The 21,766-nt window shown below is 68.3% G+C and carries 24 protein-coding genes and 1 pseudogene; 16 read left to right on the forward strand and 9 right to left on the reverse strand.

From position 1 onward, the window contains the following. The first annotated feature begins 19 nt into the window (after positions 1–19). Positions 20–499 carry a WSD1 family O-acyltransferase gene (locus OQ968_RS00290; protein ID WP_324674959.1) on the forward strand — a complete coding sequence of 160 codons (480 nt, stop codon included), beginning with the start codon at positions 20–22 and terminating at the stop codon, positions 497–499. Positions 500–524: 25 nt separating this feature from the next. After that, on the forward strand, positions 525–1,349 hold the full coding sequence (locus OQ968_RS00295; RefSeq protein WP_324673535.1) for a hypothetical protein: 825 nt from the start codon (positions 525–527) through the stop codon (positions 1,347–1,349). Here the strand turns inward: OQ968_RS00295 and OQ968_RS00300 are convergent. Continuing rightward, on the reverse strand, positions 1,279–2,733 hold the full coding sequence (locus OQ968_RS00300) for a wax ester/triacylglycerol synthase family O-acyltransferase (RefSeq protein WP_324673537.1): 1,455 nt from the start codon (positions 2,731–2,733) through the stop codon (positions 1,279–1,281). The two genes, OQ968_RS00295 and OQ968_RS00300, sit on opposite strands and share 71 nt — an antisense overlap. Positions 2,734–2,878: 145 nt before the next feature. On the opposite strand from OQ968_RS00300, the gene OQ968_RS00305 reads away from it, so the two are divergent. From OQ968_RS00305 to OQ968_RS00330, 6 genes are read left to right on the forward strand one after another with little or no spacing between them, the layout of a single operon-like run. Beyond that, positions 2,879–4,507: an acyl-CoA synthetase gene (locus OQ968_RS00305; RefSeq protein ID WP_324674961.1), complete on the forward strand. Its 1,629-nt coding sequence runs from the start codon at positions 2,879–2,881 to the stop codon at positions 4,505–4,507. Next, a complete protein-coding gene (locus OQ968_RS00310; protein WP_324673539.1) occupies positions 4,500–5,480 on the forward strand; it encodes an alpha/beta hydrolase in 981 nt (326 codons plus the stop codon). Before OQ968_RS00305 ends, OQ968_RS00310 begins: the two co-directional genes overlap by 8 nt. Further along, a complete protein-coding gene (locus OQ968_RS00315; RefSeq protein WP_324673541.1) occupies positions 5,477–6,277 on the forward strand; it encodes an SDR family oxidoreductase in 801 nt (266 codons plus the stop codon). Before OQ968_RS00310 ends, OQ968_RS00315 begins: the two co-directional genes overlap by 4 nt. A 2-nt stretch (positions 6,278–6,279) precedes the next feature. Continuing rightward, complete coding sequence (locus OQ968_RS00320; RefSeq protein WP_324673543.1) at positions 6,280–7,059, forward strand: glucose 1-dehydrogenase; 780 nt, start codon at positions 6,280–6,282, stop codon at positions 7,057–7,059. 29 nt (positions 7,060–7,088) lie between these two features. Then, positions 7,089–7,868, forward strand: a complete 780-nt coding sequence (locus OQ968_RS00325) for a glucose 1-dehydrogenase (protein ID WP_324673545.1) — start codon at positions 7,089–7,091, stop codon at positions 7,866–7,868. Positions 7,869–7,870: 2 nt separating this feature from the next. Continuing rightward, positions 7,871–8,680 carry an SDR family oxidoreductase gene (locus tag OQ968_RS00330; protein ID WP_324674963.1) on the forward strand — a complete coding sequence of 270 codons (810 nt, stop codon included), beginning with the start codon at positions 7,871–7,873 and terminating at the stop codon, positions 8,678–8,680. A 6-nt stretch (positions 8,681–8,686) separates the two neighbouring features. On the opposite strand, the gene OQ968_RS00335 is transcribed toward OQ968_RS00330, so the two are convergent. Further along, a complete protein-coding gene (locus OQ968_RS00335) occupies positions 8,687–9,565 on the reverse strand; it encodes an NAD(P)-dependent oxidoreductase (protein WP_324673547.1) in 879 nt (292 codons plus the stop codon). A 19-nt stretch (positions 9,566–9,584) separates the two neighbouring features. On the opposite strand from OQ968_RS00335, the gene OQ968_RS00340 reads away from it, so the two are divergent. After that, positions 9,585–10,376 (forward strand): SDR family oxidoreductase, encoded by a 792-nt coding sequence (locus OQ968_RS00340; protein WP_324673549.1) that lies wholly within the window; start codon positions 9,585–9,587, stop codon positions 10,374–10,376. Positions 10,377–10,489: 113 nt separating this feature from the next. Here OQ968_RS00340 and OQ968_RS00345 read toward each other — a convergent pair whose 3' ends face one another. Beyond that, positions 10,490–12,058, reverse strand: a complete 1,569-nt coding sequence (locus tag OQ968_RS00345) for an LCP family protein (RefSeq protein ID WP_324673550.1) — start codon at positions 12,056–12,058, stop codon at positions 10,490–10,492. A 296-nt stretch (positions 12,059–12,354) separates the two neighbouring features. After that, the gene (locus tag OQ968_RS00350; protein WP_324673552.1) at positions 12,355–12,624 is read right to left on the reverse strand and encodes a hypothetical protein; all 270 of its coding nucleotides are present in this window, start codon (positions 12,622–12,624) and stop codon (positions 12,355–12,357) included. Between the two features lie 103 nt (positions 12,625–12,727). Here OQ968_RS00350 and OQ968_RS00355 point away from each other — a divergent pair, with 103 nt between their 5' ends. The 3 genes from OQ968_RS00355 to OQ968_RS00365 are packed head-to-tail and all read left to right on the forward strand — an operon-like array spanning position 12,728 to position 15,117. Further along, the gene (locus tag OQ968_RS00355) at positions 12,728–13,360 is read left to right on the forward strand and encodes a TetR/AcrR family transcriptional regulator (RefSeq protein WP_324673554.1); all 633 of its coding nucleotides are present in this window, start codon (positions 12,728–12,730) and stop codon (positions 13,358–13,360) included. Next, a complete protein-coding gene (locus OQ968_RS00360; protein ID WP_324673556.1) occupies positions 13,357–14,181 on the forward strand; it encodes a hypothetical protein in 825 nt (274 codons plus the stop codon). Before OQ968_RS00355 ends, OQ968_RS00360 begins: the two co-directional genes overlap by 4 nt. 57 nt (positions 14,182–14,238) lie before the next feature. Continuing rightward, positions 14,239–15,117: an alpha/beta hydrolase gene (locus tag OQ968_RS00365; RefSeq protein ID WP_324673558.1), complete on the forward strand. Its 879-nt coding sequence runs from the start codon at positions 14,239–14,241 to the stop codon at positions 15,115–15,117. A 72-nt stretch (positions 15,118–15,189) separates the two neighbouring features. On the opposite strand, the pseudogene OQ968_RS00370 reads toward OQ968_RS00365, so the two are convergent. Further along, positions 15,190–15,702 (reverse strand): annotated as a pseudogene (locus tag OQ968_RS00370) (MFS transporter); the annotation flags it as partial. Positions 15,703–15,905: 203 nt separating this feature from the next. Between OQ968_RS00370 and OQ968_RS00375 the strand changes: the two are divergent. The 3 genes from OQ968_RS00375 (at position 15,906) to OQ968_RS00385 (ending at position 18,091) form a co-directional block, all read left to right on the forward strand. Continuing rightward, complete coding sequence (locus tag OQ968_RS00375) at positions 15,906–16,565, forward strand: S1 family peptidase (RefSeq protein WP_324673560.1); 660 nt, start codon at positions 15,906–15,908, stop codon at positions 16,563–16,565. 72 nt (positions 16,566–16,637) lie between these two features. Continuing rightward, complete coding sequence (locus OQ968_RS00380) at positions 16,638–17,285, forward strand: S1 family peptidase (protein ID WP_324673562.1); 648 nt, start codon at positions 16,638–16,640, stop codon at positions 17,283–17,285. Between the two features lie 26 nt (positions 17,286–17,311). Then, positions 17,312–18,091, forward strand: coding sequence for an enoyl-CoA hydratase (locus OQ968_RS00385; RefSeq protein WP_324673565.1), 780 nt, complete (start codon positions 17,312–17,314; stop codon positions 18,089–18,091). Between the two features lie 14 nt (positions 18,092–18,105). Here the strand turns inward: OQ968_RS00385 and OQ968_RS00390 are convergent, their stop codons facing one another. Continuing rightward, complete coding sequence (locus tag OQ968_RS00390; protein WP_324673567.1) at positions 18,106–18,372, reverse strand: YdeI/OmpD-associated family protein; 267 nt, start codon at positions 18,370–18,372, stop codon at positions 18,106–18,108. 5 nt (positions 18,373–18,377) lie between these two features. Next, entirely contained in the window at positions 18,378–19,877 is a 1,500-nt protein-coding gene (locus OQ968_RS00395) for an NAD(P)/FAD-dependent oxidoreductase (protein WP_324673569.1), read from the reverse strand. Positions 19,878–20,068: 191 nt separating this feature from the next. Here OQ968_RS00395 and OQ968_RS00400 point away from each other — a divergent pair, with 191 nt between their 5' ends. Then, positions 20,069–20,842, forward strand: a complete 774-nt coding sequence (locus tag OQ968_RS00400; RefSeq protein WP_324673571.1) for a DUF732 domain-containing protein — start codon at positions 20,069–20,071, stop codon at positions 20,840–20,842. 11 nt (positions 20,843–20,853) lie between these two features. On the opposite strand, the gene OQ968_RS00405 is transcribed toward OQ968_RS00400, so the two are convergent. Both OQ968_RS00405 and OQ968_RS00410 read right to left on the reverse strand, forming a co-directional pair. After that, positions 20,854–21,321, reverse strand: coding sequence for a GreA/GreB family elongation factor (locus tag OQ968_RS00405; protein ID WP_324673573.1), 468 nt, complete (start codon positions 21,319–21,321; stop codon positions 20,854–20,856). Then, on the reverse strand, positions 21,318–21,728 hold the full coding sequence (locus OQ968_RS00410; protein ID WP_324673575.1) for a GreA/GreB family elongation factor: 411 nt from the start codon (positions 21,726–21,728) through the stop codon (positions 21,318–21,320). Before OQ968_RS00410 ends, OQ968_RS00405 begins: the two co-directional genes overlap by 4 nt. Positions 21,729–21,766 lie beyond the last annotated feature (38 nt).

Here is a 21,766-nt window from a genome sequence, read left to right on the forward strand (position 1 = left end):
CGCGCCGTGCAGGAGGCCGCTGGCCACCGACATCGAGGATCCGGTCGCCAGGTTGGCCGCGATTCACGCGAGCATGAACAGCGCGAAGGAGCTGGCCGAGGCGATGGTGAAGAAGCAAACGGTCGGCATCACCGACATTGCCCCGGCGTTCCTGTTGAGCCTGCTGTTCCGCTCGTATCGGGCCGGGAAGCTCGAGCAGCGTTTGCCGTTGAGCACCAACCTGATTGTGTCCAATGTGCCGGGCCCGCGGTCGCACCTCTATCTGGCCGGCGCGCGGATCGAGCACATCTTCACGGTCGGCCCGTTGACCATGGGCATGGGGATGAACGTCACCGTCTTCAGCTACGGGGAGTTCGTCGACGTCGGCGTCCAGGTGGATCCGGCACTGGTCGACGACGCGTGGGAATTGATGTCCGGGGCCGCGGCGGAGTTGGATGAACTGGTGGCCGCCGCGCGCCCCACCCGAAGGCGGGCACGCGCGCGCTCCACCGGTGAGTAGCAGGGAAGGGGGTCGGCGGGCTCCGATGTCGCCCAGGGTGCCCCGATTGGGCTGGGAGGATCCCTTCCGCGCGCTCGACATGCTGACCTCCATGTGGTCGTCGACCGGGTTGCCCTCGGTCGGTGTCGGCGCCGTGGTGCCCTACCGTTCGGTGTTCACGACGCTGCAGCGGCTCCTGGTCGGCAGGGAGATCCGGGCCCGGGTCGGCGACCAAGATGTCACACTGGTCATCACCGAATTCGATTCGCCGCTGGACCCGCGCGGGTTGGCCGTCGGTCAGCTCGGCGAGATCCGGTTGGCGGCGCGCGACATGCGGTTTGGCGACCACCGGTTCGAGCGCGCCACCGCCGTCCTGCGCAACGTGCACATCCGTCCGGGCGTGCCGCCCTGGCTGGTGGCCGCGCCCGTCGAGTTGTCATTGGCGCTTCCGCCGGACGCCGTCGACACCGTCCTGCGCAGCGTGGCGCCGCGGTTGCGCGGTGAGCTGCGCGCGGACGGAACGGCCGCCCTGCACTGGGCGCGGCGCCCCACCCTGGGCAGCCTCGAGGTCGACGTTCAACCCGTCGGATCGGCGTTGTGGTTGACGCCGCGCGCGCTGGTCGCCCGGCGCAAGCGCTGGGCGTTGTCGCGACGGGTTCCCGGCTACCCGGTTCGGCTGCCCGACTTGCCGCGCGGGCTGCTGGTCACCGGCGTCGCCTTCGGCGAAGATTCACTGCAGCTCTCCGGACTGCTCCCGGAGTGGCGAATCGAGTTGCCGCTGAAGAATTTAGAGGAAATCATCAGCTACCTGAGCCAGCGGACGGGAGCGCTGGATCTGGCGTGGCCGTCGTTGCGCAGGAGGTCGGAGTGAGAGCGCGCGCCAGCGCGGCGAGCTCCGCGAGCGCCTCGGGTATGGCCTCGGCGAGTTCCCCGATATCGGGCACCCGCTCCTTCGAGGCCTGCATCCCGATGACCATGTCGTCGAGATAGGTCCAGCCCGTCACGTTCAGTCCGTACGGGTAGATGATCGGACCAACCGAAATGATCTTCTCGATCGGCGCCCCGCCGAAGTACAGCCGCCTCTTCGGTCCCGGGACGTTCGAGACCGTCATGCTGTAGGTGGGCCGCCGGCGCGTCCGGGCACCCAGAAGCGGCAACCCGCGGCCGTAGAACCAGAACAACGGCCAGTAGTCCATCCAGTCCGCGAACAGCCAGAGGTCGCGTTCGGCGTGCACGTCCCGGGCCGCGCGGGTGTTGGCGGCGATGCGCTCGAGCCGTTCGACGGGATCGGCCACATCGGTGGCCAGCGAGACGCTCCAGATGGTCACCTGATTGCCCCAGTCCACTTCCTCGCCGGGTGGGCGAATCGCCACCGGGACAACGGTGGTCAGCGATTCGTCGGGCAGCTCGCCGTGGCGGTCCAGATAGGAGCGGATGGCGCCGCTGCACGCGGCGAGAAAGACGTCGTTGAGGGTCACGTCGAATGCGGTCTTGATCTCCTTGATCGTGTCCAAATCGCATGAGACATAGGTGAATTGACGCTCGACGGTGAAGGGCTCGTTGAAGCGGGTGCCGGGCGCCGCGAACGCCTCGGCGAAACCGGGCCGGCCGGCCTTGCGGCGCCGGCGGCCGGTCCCGATCGTGCGGGCCGAGCGCATCAACACCCGGGGAAATCGAAGTAGCGCCGCACCCTCGTTGGCGGCGACCAGCCGGAGCCAGCTTGCGGTGCCGGGCCGTTCCTCGTCGACCACTGCCCGTTCGGCCGCGGGCAGCGGTTCGTCCGGGTCCGCGCTGAAGATGGACTCGAGCAGCCGCACCGACGCCAGGCCGTCGGCCAGCGCGTGGTGAAGCTTCAAGACCAGGGCGATGCGGCCGTCCGCCAGCCCGTCGACATACCACAACTGCCAGGCGGGGCGGCCGCGGTCGAGCCCGACCGAGACGATCTCGCTGATCCGCGCGGCCAGCTCACGGTCGCCGCCGGGCGCCTCGGCTTTGGCGTACTTGACGTGGTAGTCGAGGTCGACACGGGGACGCTCGATCCACCACGGCCGACCGCCCAGCCGCGGCCGCAGCAGTTGCCAGCGCAACGGCTCGACCTTGGCCACCAGGGCGGGCACCGCCGCGCGGACGGCGTCGAAGGTGAGCGGCTGGAGCGCCGCGGCGGGATCGAGCACCACGGCCTTGATCGTGTGCTGCGGCTGAGTGTCGTTCTCCTGCTTGAGAAACATGTTGTCGACACTGTTGAGACGTCGCATCGGGCCACCTCGCCAATCCGTGTGCTGTCGGGAGATATTGAACGCCTCGCGGCGCAGGTAAACGGCGCCGTCTCCCGATCAATGGGATTTGGCGTCGGCGGGACACGGGCGGCCGAATACCGTACCGTTCGTGACGAATCTGGCCATGCGCCGCGCGAAACTGCGCCACAAGATCGACGGCATGGCCGAAACCATGCACAGCCTTCGGGTGCTGCGCGAGGCCGGCCTGTCCGGTGGCCCCGTGGAGGGCGCGCGGGCTTTTCGTGCCGCCAAGAAGTACGGTCCGTTTGCCGGCCTCGTCGAGAGCGCCGCGCGGCGGTGCGGCACGGCCGTGGCCATCACGGACGACGCGGGCGACGTGACTTTCGACGAGCTGAACCAACGGGTGAACGCGTTGTCGCGGGCCTGGTCGGAGCTCGGTATCGGCCCGGGGACGGTGGTCGCCGCGCTGTGCCGAGACCACCGCGGCATCATCACGGTGCTCGCCGCGGCCAACAAGGTTGGGGCCCAGCTGTTGCTGCTGAACACCGGGTTCGCCAAGCCGCAGCTGGCCGATGTTGCTCGCCGCGAAGGCGTTTCGGTTCTCGTGCACGATCACGAGTTCACCGACCTGCTCGACGCGATCGATCCGTCCGTGCCCAGATTCGTCTCCGATCCGGGGCCGACCCCCGCGACGGACGCGATCGAGCAACTGATCCGGACGACGTCGGGCGCGCCGGTGCGGGCGCCGGCGAAGCCGGGCGGCCTGACCCTGCTCACCAGCGGAACCTCCGGCACCCCGAAGGGCGCACCGCGCGGGAAGACATCCCCGTTGTTCTCCGCGCAACTGCTGGACCGAGTGCCGCGCCGGCGCGACCAGGTGTGCCTGCTGGGGGCGCCGATCTTCCACGGCACCGGCCTGGGGCAGGCGGTGCTGTCGCTGGCCCTGGGCAACCGGCTGGTGCTGCGACGGCGCTTCGATCCGGAGGCGACCCTGAAGGCGATCGCCGAGTACCGGTGCGACGTCGTCGTGCTGGTTCCGACGATGCTGCAACGCATCCTCGCGCTGCCGGCCGAGGTGCTGGACGCCTACGACACCTCATCGCTGCGCATCGTCTACGTCTCCGGCTCGGCGATGGCACCGGACCTGGTGACACGCACCCTGGAGCGGTTCGGTCCCGTGCTCTACAACCAATACGGCTCAACCGAATTGGCCGTCATCAGCGTCGCGAAGCCCGACGACCTCGCGCACAACCCGGCCACGGTGGGCAAGGCCCCGGTCGGGTGCCGGATCGCGCTTTATGACGACAACGGCACGCCGATCACGACGCCCGGAACGATCGGCCGGATCTTCGCCGGCAGCACGGTGAGCTTCGGCGGCTACACCGACGGGCGGAAGAAGGAAGTGATCGACGGGTTGCTCAGCAGCGGCGACGTCGGCCACCTGGATGAGACGGGCCGGCTCTACGTCGACGGCAGGGACGACGACATGATCATCAGCGGCGGCGAGAACGTCTACCCGCTCGAGGTCGAGAACCTGATCTGCGGCCACCCCGACGTGGACGAGGCCGCGGTGATCGGGGTGGCCGATGCCGAATTCGGTCAGCGCCTCAAGGCGTTCGTGGTGCTCGCCGACGGCTCCGTGCTCGATGCCGAGGCGGTCAAGGACCACGTGCGCGCCAACCTGGCCCGGTACAAGGTGCCGCGCGAGGTCGAGTTCATCGACGCCCTGCCGCGCAACGCCACCGGCAAGGTGGTGCGCAGCCGGCTCCAGCGGGTGAGTTCCGATGGCTGAGCTCGACGAGGCCGAGGTTGCGAAACGTGAAGTCGCGCAGCGCATGTCGGAGGCATTCGCCTCGATGCGCGACGGCACCGCCGTTGCGGCCGAGGTGCGCGCCAGCCTGAAGGCCAGCCGCAAACCGCGGCGGCACGTCCCCGTCGCGCGGGTGAAGGACCGCACCGTACCCGGGGCGGAGGGCGCCGGCGAGATACCGGTCCGCATCTACCATCCGATCGCGCCGGACCCGTCGGGCGCCGGGACCCCGCTGCTCGTCTACCTGCACGGCGGCGGATTCGTGTTGTGCGACCTCGACTCTCACGATGCGTGCTGTCGGCGGCTGGCCAACGGCGTCGGCGCGATCGTCGTCTCGGTGGACTACCGCTTGGCTCCGGAGAACCCTTATCCGGCGGCGGTGGAGGACGCCTGGGCCGCGACGCAGTGGGTCGCAAAGCACGGCGGTGAACTCGGCGGCGACACCGGTCGACTCGTGCTCGCCGGGGACAGCGCCGGCGGCAACCTCGCGACCGTGGTCTGCATGATCTCCCGCGATCGCGGCGGCCCCCCGATCGCGTTCCAGTTGCTCGTCTATCCCGTGGTCGATCAGCGCCGCAAACCCAAGGTGGTGCGCGATCCGGCGTCGCGCGGTGTGCTGACGCTGGACCATCAACGGTGGTTCACCCAGCAATATCTCGGTCCCGACGGCGATCAGCACAGCCCGTACGCATCGCCGATTCTCGGTGATCTCACCGGATTGCCGCCGGCGCACGTCGTCACGGGCGAGTTCGACCCGCTGTGCGACGACGGCGAGGAGTTCGCCGAGCGGCTCCGCGCGGCCGGGGTTCCGGCCACGGTACGGCGCTACCCCGGCATGTTTCACGGGTTCTTCAACCTGCCCGACGACATCCTGCTGTCCGAACAGGCCAACGCCGACGTGTGCGCGGTGTTGCGAGAGGCGTTGAACACCGACAAAGAGAGGGAATTGCCGTGAAGCTGAACAACACTCGGGTGCTGGTCACCGGCGCCAGCCGCGGGCTGGGCCGCAGCATCGCCGAGGTGCTGACCGCACGCGGAGCCGAGGTCGCGCTGGTCGCGCGCAACGGGGAGGCTCTCGAGCTGCTCGCCAAGGAGCTCGACGGCAAGGCCTACCCGACCGACCTCACCGATCACGCCACCGTCGAGGCGTTGATCGATCGGGTCGAGGCCGACGGTCCGGTCGACGGGCTGGTCAACAACGCCGGGCTGGACCACGTCGGCCTGTTCCCGGACGCGACCGCGCAGCAGGTGCGGGATCTGTTGCAGGTCAACCTCGCCGCGCCGATGGAGCTCTGCCGTCAGTTGATGCCGCGGATGGTGGCGCGCGGCCGCGGGCACATCGTCAACGTGTCGTCGCAGGGGGCCCTGAGCGTCACCCCCGGCGTCACCCTGTACGGCACCTCAAAGGCCGGCTTGAGCCAGTTCACCCATGGACTGCGCCAGGAACTGCGCGGCACGCCGGTCGGGACGACCCTGGTTCAGATCGGGGCCGTGAAGACCGACATGATCGACAATATTCGCGGTTTCGGGCCGACCCGTCGCGTCATCGAACGTTTCGAACGCTGGCACATGGCGCCACGCGAAGCGCTGGAGCCCGGCGTGGTCGCCGACGCGATCGCCGACGCGATCGAGCATGAACGCAAGTACGTCACCCTGCCGCGGCAGCTGGCGCCGACGGCGGCGATGACCGAGCTGCCGCGGCGGTTGAGCGAGATCCTGATCGCCGGTCTCGACGTGAAGACGGTGGATTGAGCATGGCCGAAAACCGACTGGCGGATCTGTCCGGCAAGGTCGCGATCATCACCGGGGGCGCCCGCGGTCAAGGAGCCGCCGAAGCCCGGTTGTTCGCGTCGCTGGGCGCCCGGGTCGTCGTCACCGACGTGCTCGAGAGCGAGGGGCGCGAGGTCGCGGCGTCCATCGGCGCCGCGGCCCGCTTCGTCCGCCACGACGTCGCCAGCCCCGACGGGTGGGCGGACGTGGTTGCGTTGGCCTGCAACGAGTTCGGGCGCCTCGACGTGCTGGTGAACAACGCCGCCATCTGCATCCCGAAACCGATCATGGATCAGCACCTCGACGATTTCGAGCGCCAGCTGCGGGTCAACCTGCTCGGCCCCTTCCTGGGGATCAAGGCCGTCGTTGAGCCGATGAAGGCGGCCGGCGGCGGTTCGATCGTCAACGTCTCGTCGCAGTCGGGGCTGCAGGGACTGGCCGGCTACGCGGCCTACGGGTCATCCAAGTGGGGGCTGCGCGGCCTGACCAAGGTGGCCTCAATCGAGCTCGGCCCGTGCGGGATTCGGGTGAACACGATATATCCCGGGATGATCGACACCCCGATGATCGGGCACCTCGACGTCCGCCGCGGACCGGGTGGACACCCCGGGGCGCCGCTCAACCGCGTCGGCGTACCCGAGGAGGTCGCCTCCGTCGCCGCCTTCCTCGCATCCGATGGGTCCTCGTATGTCACCGGCGCCGACATCGCCGTCGATGGCGGCGCCAGCGCGGGGCGCATCCCCATTGTGCCCCCACGGAACTGAGGGGCACGTACTCAAGGAAGGTTGTTGGCATGACAGCGAACTCGGACCAGCTGGCGGGAAAGGTCGCCATCGTCACGGGCGGCTCCCGGGGGCTCGGGGCGGCCATGGCACGCCTCATCGTCGACCGCGGCGGCAAGGTCGTCATCGCCGATCTGCTCGACGACGAAGGCAAGCAGTTGGCCGCCGAACTCGGCGACGCCGCGAGGTACACGCACCTCGACGTCACCGACCCCGCACAATGGGCGTCGGCGGTGGAATTCACCCTGGCCGAATTCGGGACGCTGACCGGCCTGGTCAACAACGCCGGAATATCCGCGGGCGCAACGTTCGTCGAGCACGAGCCCGTCGATCATTTCCGGACCGTCCTCGAGGTGAATCTGGTCGGAGTCTTCAACGGCATGCAGGCCGTGATCCCCGCCATGCGGGCGGCGGGCAGCGGCTCGATCGTCAACATCTCGTCGGCGGCCGGGCTGATGGGGCTGGCCCTGACCGGCAGCTACGGCGCCTCCAAGTGGGGTGTGCGCGGCCTGTCCAAGGTTGCGGCGGTGGAACTCGGAACCGATCGCATCCGCGTCAATTCGGTCCATCCGGGCATGGTCTACACGCCCATGACGGCGCAGGTGGGCATCCAGACCGGCGAGGGCAACTACCCTAACACACCGATGGGGCGCGTCGGCGTCCCCGAGGAGATCGCCGGCGCGGTCGGCTTCCTGCTGTCCGACGAGGCCGCCTACGTCACCGGCGCCGAGCTGGCCGTCGACGGAGGCTGGACCAGCGGCCCCACCGTGAAATACGTGACGGGCCAATGACAATGGGGAATGCGGATTGCGCGCGGCTGGACGGTCGCAAGATTCTCGTGACCGGTGCCGCGTCGGGGATCGGGCAGGCCGGCGCGCTGCGGCTGCTGCGGGAGGGTGCGTCGGTGGTGGCCGCCGACATTTCCGCGGAGGGGTTGGAGAAGACGCGTGCGCAGGCCGAGGAGGCCGGGGCGGGGGCGCGGCTGACCACGGTCGAGATGGACATCGGCGAGGAGCGGTCGGTGATCGACGGCGTTCGATCCGCCGTTACCACCCTGGGCGGGCTCGACTCCGTCGTCAACGCGGCCGGCATCCTGCGCGCGTCGCACACCCATCAGACCAGCCTCGAGTTGTGGAATCAGGTCTTGCGGGTCAACCTCACCGGCACTTTCCTGGTGGTGCGTGAGACGCTGCCGGCCCTCCTGACGAACCCGGGTAGCGCGATCGTGAACTTCAGTTCCACCTCGGCCGCGTTCGCGCACCCATACATGTCCGCCTACGCGGCGAGTAAGGGCGCGATCCAATCGTTCACGCACGCGCTGGCCCTCGAGTACGGCCGCCAGGGCCTGCGCGCGGTCTGTGTGGCGCCCGGCGGCATCAAGACCGGCATCACCGACGCCACGGCGGGATACGTTCCCGCCGATGCCGATTGGTCGCTGTTCGCCAAGCTGTCGCCGGTGCTTCCGACGGTCCACGAGTCCACCACCGGGTCGCCGCTGGGAGACGTGTCCGCAGTGGCGGGGGTGGTCGCCATGCTGGTCTCCGAGGATGGGGCATTCGTCACCGGGACGGAGATTCGCATCGACGGGGGCGCGCACGCGTAACGGAGCTCAGGCCAATCCGGCGTCCCGGTCGGCGAGTGTAGCCAGCGCCGACCAGTCCAGCTGCCCGCCGCCGGTTGCCACCAGCGTGAGCAACCGGTCGCGCAGCACGCTGGCCACCGGCAGCGGCACCCGCAGCCGCTCGGCGGCGGCGAGCACCAGCCGCACGTCCTTGAGGCCGAGGGTCGCCGCGAACCCGGCCGGCTCGAATTCCCCACGCGCGATCAGCCCGCCGTAGGTCTGATAGGCCGGCGCGGTGAACAGCGTCGAGGTGAGGATGTCGACGTACTGTTGGCGGTCCACGCCGGACTTGGCGACCAGCGCGACGGCCTCGCTGACGGTCTCTATGGCCGACGCGAGCAGGAAGTTGCCGCTCAGCTTGACCAGGTTGGCGGCGTGCGGCTGGTCGGACACCACGAACGTCCGTTGACCGATCGCGTCGAACAGCGGAACCAACGGCTCGAGGACCTGCGGGGGGCCCGCGGCGATCACGAAAAGCTTTGCGGCAGAGGCGGCTTCGGGTCGACCGAACACCGGCGCCGCGGCGTATCGTTGACCGGCTTCGGCGTGCGCGGCCGCCAGCCGCTCCGACAGCGCGACGCTGATGGTGCTCGACGAGACGTGGGTGGCGCCAGGAGCTAGCGACGCCAGCACGCCATGCGCGCCGAACGCGACCTGCTCGACGGCGTCGTCGTCGGACAGCATGGTGAACACCACCTCGCCGGCGCAGGCTTCGGCCACGTCGCGTGCCGCGGTCGCGCCCTGGCGGACCAGCGCGTCCGCCTTGCCGGGCGAACGGTTGTAGACGGTGATCGGGTGGCCCGCCCTGAGCAGGTTGGCGGCCATGCCGCCGCCCATGCTTCCCAGGCCGATGAATCCGATGTCCATCCCATACACTCTGCCTTCTATGAAGCGACTCGAGGGCAACCGGATTCTGGTGACGGGCGCGGCGTCGGGGATCGGCCAGGCCGCCACGCTGCGGTTGTTGGACGAGGGTGCCGCCGTGGTGGCCACCGATATCGCGGCCGACGGCCTGGGCCAGACCCGGGCGCGGGCCGACGAGGCCGCGACCGCCGGGCGCCTCACCACGATGCCGATGGACGTCGGCAGCGAGGACTCGGTGATCGACGGGGTGCGCCGGGCCGTCGAGACCCTCGGCGGGCTGGATTCGCTCGTCAACGCGGCCGGCATCCTGCGCGCCGCGCACACGCACGAGACCAGCCTCGAACTGTGGAATCGGATCGTCGGCGTCAACCTGACCGGAACGTTCCTGGTGGTCCGCGAGGCGCTTCCGGCGCTGCTGGCGAATTCACGCAGCGCGATCGTGAACTTCAGCTCCACGTCGGCCTCCTTCGCGCATCCCTACATGGCGGCCTACGCGGCGAGCAAGGGCGGAATCCAGGCCTTCACCCATTCGCTGGCGCTCGAATACGCCAAGCAGGGCCTGCGCGCGGCGTGCGTGGCGCCCGGCAGCATCAAGTCCGGAATCACCGACGCGACCGGGGGCTACATTCCCCAAGACGCCGACTGGTCGCTGTTCCCCCGGCTGATGCCGATCCTGCCCACGACCGTCGAATCCAGCGGCGCCGGGATGGCCGATCCCAGCGCGATCGCCGGAGTCATCGCCATGCTGGTGTCCGAGGACGGCGCCTGGATCACCGGCACCGAGATCCGCATCGACGGCGGCACGCACGCCTAGCTGGCCTGAACGGCCGCTTTCTAGACGCGCGAGCGTGCTCATATGTACGCCGACACACCGTGCAAGCCGGCATTTTGCGGACGCTCGGCAAATGCGGCACGCACGCCCGACGGTTAGTTGACGCAGGGCACCCCGCCGCCGCCGATGGGCTTGCCCTGATCGGGCGTGGGGTAGGTGCTGGTGGCGCCGTAGCCGTAGCGACTGGTCTTCGTGGTCGTCGTGGTGGTGGTGGTCTCGTCGGTGGTGCTGGTGTCGTCGGCCGACGGCATCGAGAAACTGGTGTCCACGGTCACCTGGATGTGACCGGGCTGCACGGTGGGATCCGGTTGTTTGGGGGCGTCGAGGCCGAGCAGCGTGGCCAGGTTGTGCGCGTCGGTTTCGGCGCCCGCGCCGTACTGGATCGCGCTGGCCGTCGGGTCGCCGGATTGGCGGTCGCGGACCTGGCCCGCGGTGTAGCCGCGCTTCTTCAGCGCGTGGGACACCTCGCTGGCCAGTCCGCTCATGCTGCCGGCGTTGACGACGTCGACGACCGTATTGGGACTGGGCTTGGACGCCGTCGTGGCAGGCGTCGTGGTCTCGGGCGTCGCGCCGATGGCCGCCGCTATTTCGGCCTTGATCGCGGCCGGGTCGATGATGTTGACGTCCTGGCCGTCGATGTTGTCGTAGCGCACCACGGGCAGCGTCCGGAACTCGACCTGGTTTCCATTGGGGCCGCCGCCCGCGAGCTCACCCATGCGGCGGAACAGGTCCTCGTCCCAACCCGTCGACAGCACGACGTCCTTGCGCGCCACCGCCATCAGGCCCTTGAGCTTGTCGAGGTTGGTGAAGGTGCCCGAATCCTGCAGCTCCCGCATGACCGACGAGATGAACGCCTGCTGGCGGTGGGTGCGGTCCAGGTCTCCGTTTTCCAGGCCGTGCCGCTGCCGGACGAAGGCCAGCGCCTGTGAGGCATCCAGCCGCTGGGGCCCGGCCGGGAAGTCGGCGCCGGAATACGAGTCGTACACGGCGTGGTTCAGGCACACGTTCACGCCGCCCAATGTCTGCGCCAGGTCGTAGAAACCGGCCAGGTTGACCTCGGCGAAGTAGTCGATCGGAACCCCGGTCAGATTGCGCACCGCGCGCAACGTCGCCGCCCGCCCGGCCTCGCGGCCCTTGGTCTCGAGTTCGCGCTGGCTGCTCGCTCCCTGATTGGCGAGCTTCTGCGCCACGTACTGCTTGGTCAGCCCGTAAGCCTCTTTGATCTTGATGTGGTTGTAGCCGGGAACACCGTTGAAGGGCACCCAGTCGTCGCGGGGGATCGAGAAGGCGACCACCTTGTTGTCGGCCCCGACGTGCACGAGTATCAGCGTGTTGGTGTTGTAGCCGCCGTCGTCGGAATCGCCCGCGTGCAGCTGCCTCAAGATCGACGACGGCAGGTCGTTGCCGTCCTGGTCCTTTCGGGAGTCCAGGCCGATCAGCAGGATGTTCATGTTGTCGCCGCTGGATCGCGGGTCGTCGGGGCTCAGGGCGTCCGAGACGGTGATGCCGCCCAGCGCCCCGTGAGCCACGTAGTAGCCCGCCCCGGTCATCAGGATGGCCGCCACCGAGACAAGCGCCATGAAGCTGCGCGTCAGCCCCTTGCGGATCGGTGACGGCTGACGGACGGCTCGGTGGCGGTGATGGGCGCCGCCCGAGCGTGCCATCACAAACCTCGACCCTTTACCGGCGCACCACGCGGCACCGCAACTGCGGTTTGCCGTGATGTCGCCAAAAGCATGAGGTCAAGTATGCGTTAGCTTGCTGTGTAGCCCCCAATCGAGGAGGCCCCGAAATGGCCACTGTGGGCAGGCTCACGCGCCGTGCCGGGCGAAATCGGCGGCCGCGATCTTCCCGCTACCAGCGCGTTTGGCTAAGATGCGCACGGCTAGGGCGGTGATGCGCCTCGGCAAGGAGCCTGGATTGGCACCAACTCGTCACCGAGCCGATATCTCGGCCCCCGCTATCGGACCTTTACCAGATCCTCGCCGGACGTGTAGGAGAGGCGAATATCCGAGCCCGTGACGATCTCGGCGAGGTATACGCCGAGCGGTTCGACCTCGTAGTAGTAATGAACGTAGCCCTGCGGATCCAACGCCGTCGCGCATGAGTAGCCGGGCGCACCGCATCGTTGCTTGACCGGAAACGCGAGCACGGCGATCAGCAGCGCAACGACAATCCCCACCACAACCGGGATTTTGTTGAGTCCATGCGCCACCCGCACAGGATGCACCACGGGAGTGTAAGCGCCCCGCTCAGTGGTTCCGGCGGAGGTTCAGCAAATTCGTTGACGGTCGTCATTGACGGGTGCCAGTGGAATTTGTAGGGTATCGGGCATGCCCGTGACGACGACCCCGAGCACGCAGGATGGTGCGCCGGCCGTGGGGGTGCGGGAGGCCCAGCGGCTTCAGACCCGAGCGCGTGTGTTCGACGCCGCGGTGGCGGAGATCGGCCGGCGCGGGTTGGCCGGTGCGGACGTCGCGTCGATCGCGGCCGCGGCCGGGGTGGCGCGGGGCACGTTCTATTTCCACTTCCCGACCAAGGAACATGTGCTGGTCGAGTTGGAGCGCGCCGAGGAGCTCAAGATCGTGGCGACGCTCGACGGCGGCGCAACCGAGCCGGGTGACCTGACGTCGGTGCTGGCGCTGCTGGTCCGCCAGGTGGTCGCCGCGGAGCTGCGGCTGGGCCCGGTGGTCTTCAGGGACATGCTCGGGCTGCACTTCTCCGCGACGCGGCCCGTCGAGGACGAGTTGGCCGAGCACCCGCTGGCGGACTTCGTCATCGCCGCGATCCGCGCAGCGCAGACCGCGGGCGGGGTGGCCCCGGACGCCGACGCGGGTGAACTCGCGGTGATCTTCCTGACGGGTCTGTTCGCGTTGCTGGCAACCGGCGCTGTTGCCTCCCCGGACCGAAACGCTCTGCTGGATCGGTATGTGACGACGATTGTTCGCGGAATGGAGGCACGATGAACGGCTTGGGTATCGAGGGCTACCGCGACTACCTGACACGACGCGATGGCGACGCCGACCTGCTGCACCGCCGTCTCGCCAGCCGCGAGGAGTTCTTCTCCGGGCTGGAGGCCGACCCGGTCCGCTCGACCCGTCACATCGATCGGCAGGTGTTCGTGCGCAACCTGCGCCGCCGCCGGCCCGAGCCGGGCGTCGACCCGCAGACGCTGTTTCTCTTGGCCACCGCGAAGCTCAACCAGGCCGAGCGGTTCGGAGTGGATCTGGGCGACACCTACGGCCGCATCGGTGGTGACGACGAGCGGCCCGAACGGGTGTATCTCGCGCTCGAGGAGCATTACCACACCCGGTTGCTCGCATACGTGCTCGACATGTTCGGCCTGCCGTTCCAGGTGGTGGTGCCGCCGCTGGTGATGCGCCAGTTCGTCAAGATCAACGTCTTCCTTCCCGAGCGGCTCGGGTTCGCGTTCGTGGGTGCGGCGGAAATGGCCGGCTGCATCATGTTCGACGAGCTGCGCCGCGTGGGGGTCGAGTTGTTCGCCGACGAACCAGACGTGGCCGCCCGCATCGAGCGGCTCTACAGCGAGATCCTCACCGACGAGGTCGGCCACGTCGGCTATTGCGCGGCGCGTTGCACGGCTCCGGAGCGAGCGATCATGCGTTGGCTCTACCCGCGTTTCGGTCGGTTGTTCGCCCGCCAGACCGCCGAGATCAGCCTGCTCACCGATCCCGAAAAGCTTCGCGCCCGGCTCGATCGGCCGTTCGACGTCGAGGGGCTCACCGCTGGTCTGTCGAACGAGACGTTCCTTGCCGCGCGCCCCTGACCCGAAGCGAACCGGGCACGCCCGGGGACGCGGTCGACGGCGCTTTACCATCTTCTGATGGCGACCGCACCCCAGCAGTTCTCGACCCACGGGCCCGGCGGCGTCCGGATCGTCGCGGACCGCCTGGGCGACCCGCACGCGCGGGCCGTGGTTTTCCTGCACGGCGGTGGGCAGACGCGCCGCTCCTGGGCCCGGGCGGCCGCCGCCGTCGCCAGGCGCGGGTGGCAAGCCGTCACGATCGACCTGCGCGGTCACGGAGAGTCCGACTGGTCCAGCGACGGCGACTATCGCGTCGTCAGCTTCGCCGCCGACGTCCAGGAAGTGCTGGGCAACCTGCCGCCCCAACCGGTGCTGGTCGGCGCGTCGCTGGGCGGGTTCACCTCGATGCTGCTCGCCGGCGAGCTTGCCCCGGGCATCGCCAGCGCCGTGGTCCTGGTCGACATCGTGCCGAACATGGAGCAGTCCGGGGCGACGCGGATCCATAACTTCATGGCCGATCGGGTGGAGTCCGGGTTCGCCTCACTGGAAGAAGTTGCCGACGCGATCGCGGAGTACAACCCGCATCGGCCCCGGCCGACCGATCTGGATGGCCTGACCGCCAACCTGCGCCGCCGGGGCGACCGCTGGTATTGGCATTGGGATCCGCAGTTCATCAGCGGCACCGCGCCGTTTCCGCCGTTCGAGGTCACCGACGTCGACCGCATGCACGCGGCCGTCGACGCGATCCTGCGGGACGGTGTGCCGATGCTTTTGATCCGGGGGCAGATGAGCGACCTCGTCAGCCAGGACAGCGCCGACGCATTCCTCGAGCGTTTCCCGCAGGTCGAGTTCACCGATGTGCGCGGTGCGGGACACATGGTTGCCGGGGACCGCAACGACGTTTTCGCCGGGGCCGTCCTGGATTTCCTCACCCGGCGCGTCGACCGGGCGGGCTGACGCGCTCGTACCGTCCGTCAGCGCGGCGCCGGCCGGCGTGGTCGGAACATCTTCGGGGAGAACGAATCCCGCGACCATCAACGCGAGCACTCCGATCGGCAGGTTGATCAGGAAGACCGACTTCCAGCCGAACGAGTCGATCAACCAGCCGCCGAGGATGGGTCCGCAGGCGGCGCCCAGCACGACGGGAACCACGCTGACGGTCAGCGCGCGGGTCAGTCTTTGCGGCCCGGCGGCGCGGGCCAGGACGGTCAGCTGCAGCGGGATCAGCATTCCGCCGCTGAACCCTTGCAGCGCCCGAAACGCCGCCAGCACAGCGATATTCGGGGCCTGCACGCAGAGCAACGATGCCCACGAAAACGCCAGCACCGAACCGAGGACCAGCGTCTTGGTGCTCATCCGGCCGGCGGCCCAGCCGGTGAGCGGGATCGCCGCCGCCACCGCCAGGATGTAGCCCGTCACGGTCCACGCGGCGGCGGCCTGCGTCGAGGCGAATCGGTCGGCGAATGTCCGCTGCGCCGCGTCGACGACGGTGGCGTTCAGGCCGACCAGCACCGGCAGCAGCGTGCACGCCACCGTGATCATCCAGAGCCTGGGAGCCGCCGTCGTTCCGCTGATTCCGGTGGGCATCCGCACCTCCGTTCGCTGAAGCCGTGGTGTCGGGTCAACGGTCTGCCCCCGCGCTTGGGAAATCCTTGCGGGATCCTTGGAACGCGCGGCCCACTGCTCTTGCCGGGCGGGAGGCGGTACTCGCTGCTAACATGCTGCGGACGAGGAGGAGGGTGGGCGTGACCATGCGGTGGTTGCGGTGGTTGGGGCTGGCCGGTGCGATGAGCATGGCCACGACGGCGTTCGCGGGTTCGGCACTGGCGGATCCGGATCTGGTGTCGCGCCCGACGCCGGGCATGCACGTCGTCGACGGAAGCGGTGGGTGCACAGCGGCTTTCGCGGCTCAGGGCAGCGACGGCAGCTACTACCTGCTCACCAGCGGGCACTGCGATCCGCACGACGGCTCGGTGTGGACGTACGGGGAGGACCGCCCGCTCGGAATGATCACCGCCAGCGAAAAGGTGGGCGACACGAAGGACGCCGCGATCATCCGCCTGGACCCGAGCGTCGGGGCGCCCGCGGGCGATGTCGGCGGCAGGTATCCGGTCCGGGATGTGTTGAGCCTCTCCCATATTCAGGTGGGCATGCCGTTCTGCAAGATCGGTGCGATCACCGGTGAGACCTGCGGCACCGTCAAGGCTAAGAACGGCGACGTGATCGAGGCGAGCGTGTACAGCCTCAACGGCGACAGTGGCAGTCCCGGTTTCGTGAAAAACGCGGACGGCACCGTCAGCGCGGTCGGAATCTTGATGTCCTCGCCCGACGGCGACGATTACACGACGTATTTCACGCTCGTGCATCCGCTGCTGGCCAAGTGGGGCCTGCACATCCTGCCCTGAAAACGGCGTGCCGCGCGTCCGCAGATGCGATCATCTTCAGTGTTCGCAACGGCAGAACCGAAGGAGGGCGGCGTGGCTGAACGGTGGTTGCGGGGACTTGCTTGGGCCGGTGTCATGGCACTTTCGGCGACGGTGTTGGCGAGTCCCGCCCGGTCGAATCCGGCCGTGACGCCAGGCATCCGGGTTGAGGACGAAAATAGTTCCTGCACGGCGGGTTTCGCAGCACAAGGCAATGACGGCAGCTACTTCCTCATGACGAGCGGGCACTGCGACGCGCACGACGGATCGGTGTGGACCTACGCGGACGACGTGCCGCTGGGAAGAATCTCGGCCAGCGAGCACGAAGGCGACAAGAGGGACGCCGCGATCATCCTCCTCGACCCGAGCGTCGGTGCGCCCGCGGGTGACGTCGGCGGCAGGTATCGGGTGCGGGACGTGTTGAGCCCGTCGCAAATCAAGGTGGGCATGCCGTTCTGCAAGGTCGGGGCCGTCACCGGTGAGACCTGCGGCGCCGTCACGGATATCGAGGGCGATGTGCTCGAAGCCAGCGTGTACAGCCTCAGTGGCGACAGCGGCAGTCCCGGCTTCGTGAAAAACGACGACGGCACCGTCAGCGCGGTCGGCCTGCTGATGTCTTCCCCGGAGGGCGACGACAACACGACCTACTTCGCGCTGGTGAATCCGCTGCTCGGCCGGTGGGGTTTGCGAGTCCTCCCCTGAACCCCGGTCGGTAGAATCCAGCGCCCATGAGCACGACGGAGCGGCGATTCGTCAAGGTCGTTCGTGACGGCGGGTTGGTCACCATCGAGTTGGTCAACTCGAAAGCGCTGAACATCGTGGGCAGCGGCGCGATCGCGGACCTGACCGAGGCGTTCCGTTCCGTCATCCAGGACAGCGGTGTGCGCGTCGTGGTGCTGCGCGGCATGGGGGAGCGAGCGTTCATCGGCGGAGCCGACATCAACGAGATGGTCACCCTGGACCGGTCCAGCGGCGAGGCGTTCATCCGCCGGCTCGCCGACCTGTGTGAAGCGATCCGCGAATGCCCGGTCCCGGTCATCGCCCGGCTCGCGGGCTGGTGCCTCGGCGGCGGCCTGGAGATCGCAATGTCCTGCGACCTGCGGATCGCGGAGTCAGGAGCTAAATTCGGCATGCCCGAAGTGGCGGTCGGAATCCCGTCCGTCATCCATTCGGCGTTGATGCCGAAGCTGATCGGGGCCTCGCACGCGGCCTGGCTGCTGCTGACGGGCGAAACGATCGACGCCGACACGGCCGCCGTCTGGGGATTGGTGCACGAGGTCACCAGCCCCGACCAACTCGACGCGCGCATCGCCGAACTCGCCACGAGGCTAACGGGATTCGGCCCGAACGCGGTGCGTCAACAAAAGCACATGCTCAACCGGTGGTTCGACATGACGGTTCACGGGGCGATCGAGGACAGCATCGAACAGTTCGGCCTGGCCTTTCTGACCGGAGAGCCGCAGGAGCACATGCAGCGGTTCCTGGCACGCAAGCGCGACAAGAAGTAGGTCGGCCCGGGCGCCTACCTGCCGGTGCGCTCGCGATGCTTGCACCCCGGCCAGCAACAGGGTCGGCGCTGGCCTTCCTCCAACTCCTCCTGGGTTCGGCGAATGCGCCGCTCTCGGGTCTTCTCCTGCTTGGCGTCCTCGACCCAGCAGATGAACTCGTTGCGCGCCAACGGCGTGATGTCCTTCCAGGCTTTCAACGCCGTGGAGTTGGAGATCAGCGCCCGGCGCAGGTCCGCAGGCAGTTTGTGAACCACCCCGCCGGGAACTTGCTGGCTGCTCACGGCGGCTAGCGTACCCGTGTGGATGTCCCCGCAGGTTCCGACCTCGTGAGGATGTAGTCCTCGTCGTGGGGCCGGCCGAGCATGGCTTGGAGCCGCCGGCGGTCGAACGGCCACAGGTCGATGTGGTTGTCGTCGGCGAAATACCACGAGTTGCACCCGGTGTTCCACACGGTCGGCCCCATCGCCGCGGCGACATCGGCGTTGAAGCGATTGGTGGCTTCCTCGGTGACCTCGATTGTGGTGATCTCGCCCTCGCTGAATCGCCGCAGCCATTCCACGATGTAGCGGGCGGTCAGTTCGGCGACGTATTGCAGCGACATCGATCCGCTCGGGGAGTTGGGGCCGAGAACGGTGAAGAGGTTGGGGAATCCGGGGATCGCGGTCATCGCCCAGGCGCGAGGACCTTTCGCCCACGCGTCGTCGATGGACAGGCCGTCGCGACCGCGCAGGCTCATTGGCCGCATGTAGTTGTGGGCCTGGAAGCCGGTGGCCAGCACGATGGCGTCGAGATCGTGGTGGGCGCCGTCGGTTGTGCGTATGCCGGTCGGAGTGACCTCGGCGATGGGCTCGGTGACCAGGCTCGCGTTCGGCTTGCCGATCGCGCGGTAGTAGTTGCCGGAGATCACCTGTCGTTTGCAGAACGGTTCGTAGTCGGGAGTGAGCCTAGCCCGAAGGGCGTTGTCTCGCACCAGCATTCGCAGACACACCCGCCCATACTGCTGGGCCAGGCGTCGCCGCCACGTCGGCCGGGTGACCAGGTCGACCAGGAAGTCGGAACCGCCGCGCTGCCCCAGTTCCACGGTCCGTTCGAGTCCCGGCAGTGCCTTCAGCAGCCGGCTGACGACGCGTGGTTGCCGCAGCGCCATCGGCACCCACATCACCCACTGTGGCGTGCGGCAGAAATGCGTGATGTGCCCAGCCTCGGGTTGCAGCGCGGAAAAGACCTGCACCCCAGTGGATCCGGTCCCGATCACCGCCAGTCGCTTGCCCGCCGTCTCGATATCGGTCCAGCGAGCGGTGTGCACCACCGGCCCGCCGAACGAGTCCAGTCCCGGAATGTCGGGCATGAACGGGTGGTGCAGCACGCCGGTGGCGGCGACGAGGAAGTCGGCCTTGATCTCGTCACCGCCGGTTGTGTTAATACGCCATCGGTTGCCGGTGAACACCGCGGAGCTGACCTCACAGCGCAACCGCAGGTGTTGTTCGAGCCCGAGGCGTTTGACGAGATCGTGGTGATACCGCTGTATCTCGTCCCCGGTCGCCCAGACGTGCTTCCAGTCGGGTTTGGGCGCGAACGCGAATTGGTAAGTGTACGAGGGGACGTCGCAGCGCAGGCCGGGATAGCGGTTCCAATGCCACACCCCGCCGACGTCGGAGCCCTTCTCCAGGATGGTGAAGTTCGTGAAGCCGGCCTCCCGGAAGGCGTGCGCGACGGCGATGCCCGCCATGCCGGCACCCACAATCGCGATGCGCGGATCACGTCGTTGCCGCGTGCCGTCGACCATCCCCACGACGCCTTCCGATCAATGGATGGCCCAACCCTATGCGTGCCCACCTGGCCCGACAAGGTCGCGAAAGCGGGCAAGGGGGCCCCTCGGGACTACCGGGCGGCTCGGCACGCGGCATTGGCCAGGGAAAACAGATCCGCGTTCACCGGGACTTGTGACAAGGTCTCGGCACGCTCAGACTGATTGACATGCGCGATCGCGAGACGATCGACTCAGAATTGCGGAAACTCGCCGCTGCGCGCCGACTGGTCCGCGAGCAGGGCGGTCAGCCGTCGTCTCGACGCTTCGACGAACTGCTCGACGAGCGCCTGGGCCACCGCCCAGAGGCGCCCGAAACCGAGCCCATCACGCCTCACGGACCCGTCACGCCTTACCGACCCGTCACGCCTTACCGACGGAGTGCGCTGCGTCGTTTTGGCCCCCTCGCGGCGTTGCCGCTATCGCTGGTGGCCGTCGTCGCTGTGTTGGTCACGATTTTCGCGGTCCACAAATCGGACTCCGCGGCGCAGCAGGCGCAGGAGGCGCAGCCGGCGGAAGTCGCGCCGTCGGCCGCGCCGCCCAAACCGGTTGCGCCCAAAATTGCCGCCCCGCGGATCGACGTTGTCGACATGGCGTTCGTCGCCGCGTTGAGGCGCGAAGGCGTACCGGTTCCCAGCCAGGAATACGTGATGGCCCAGGGGCACGCGGTCTGCGACTTCCTGGCGCACCAACCCGACTTCGCGGAGGCCGTCAGCTTCGTGCAGCGATCGTCGATATGGGATGCCAATCAAAGCGCCGAGTTCGCCACGGGCGCAGTCGTTTCGTACTGCCCTCAGTACGAACTTGCGGGCCCCGGCCAGGCGCAGCAGTCACTCCAAGACGCTCTCTCCGGTGTGCAAGCCATCGAACGTGATCTGCAGGGCATCAGTGGTGATCTGCGCGACGTCCGAGATGGCCTGCCGCCCATCCCGGGCCAACCGTAAGGGTCTGTGCGTCAGCTGACGTCGGCCAGGTGAACGCCGTACGGGACGGCTTTCAGGAGCGTGACGGTGAGGGCGACACCGCTGGGCAGCGTGTAGGTACGCCGTTCGCCCGGACGGGCGCCCGCAATGGCGGCGCCCAGCGGGGATTGGACCGAATAGACCTCGATGTCGCCGTATTCGGCGCCACGCACGCCCAGCAGGAAGGTTTCCACGTCGCCCGTGTCGTCGTAGCGGATGGTCAACACCATGCCGGGTTCGGCGATCCCGTCGTCGGGCGGGTCCTCGCCGACGACGGCGTTGAGCAACAGGTCGTGAATCCGCTGGATCCGGAGCTGCCACGCCCAATGGACCGCGGCAAGGTTTTCGTCGGCAGCGTCGCCAACGGCGTTGGCGTCACACAACTCCCGCAGCGTGGCCAGTTCCCGCTGCAGCCGCTCATAGGCTTGCGGTGACATCCACGCGGGTTCCGTGCTGGTCATGATCGTTTCCCTTGCCTCACGCGTCCGTGGCCCGGGGCCGTGTGGCCTCGATAGGGCACGGCCTTCAGCAGGGTCACGAGCCGGCCCGCGTCATTGGGGATCGCGTAGATCCGCTGCTCGCCGGGGCGCGCGCCGGCGATGGATCGGCCCAGCGGCGATGCCATCGAGTAGACCTTGATGTCGGCGTCTTCGGCGCCCTGCCTGCCGAGCAGAAACGTCTCCGTTTCACCGCTGGCGTCGTAGCGGATGGTCAGCACCATGCCCGGTTCGGCGACCCGCTCACCCTCGAGCTCGCGGACGTGTTCCTGCCGTGGCGTGGGTCTGCGCCGGGGCCGCAGCGCGGCGAGTTCCTTCTGTAATCGGCGGTAGTCCTGTCGTGTCATCCAGACTGGTGTGCAGCTGGTCATCGTGGTGGTCCTTTCCTGGTGATAAGGGGTGTCGTCAG

This window comes from Mycobacterium sp. 663a-19, assembly GCF_035616495.1.
Taxonomy (GTDB): domain Bacteria; phylum Actinomycetota; class Actinomycetes; order Mycobacteriales; family Mycobacteriaceae; genus Mycobacterium.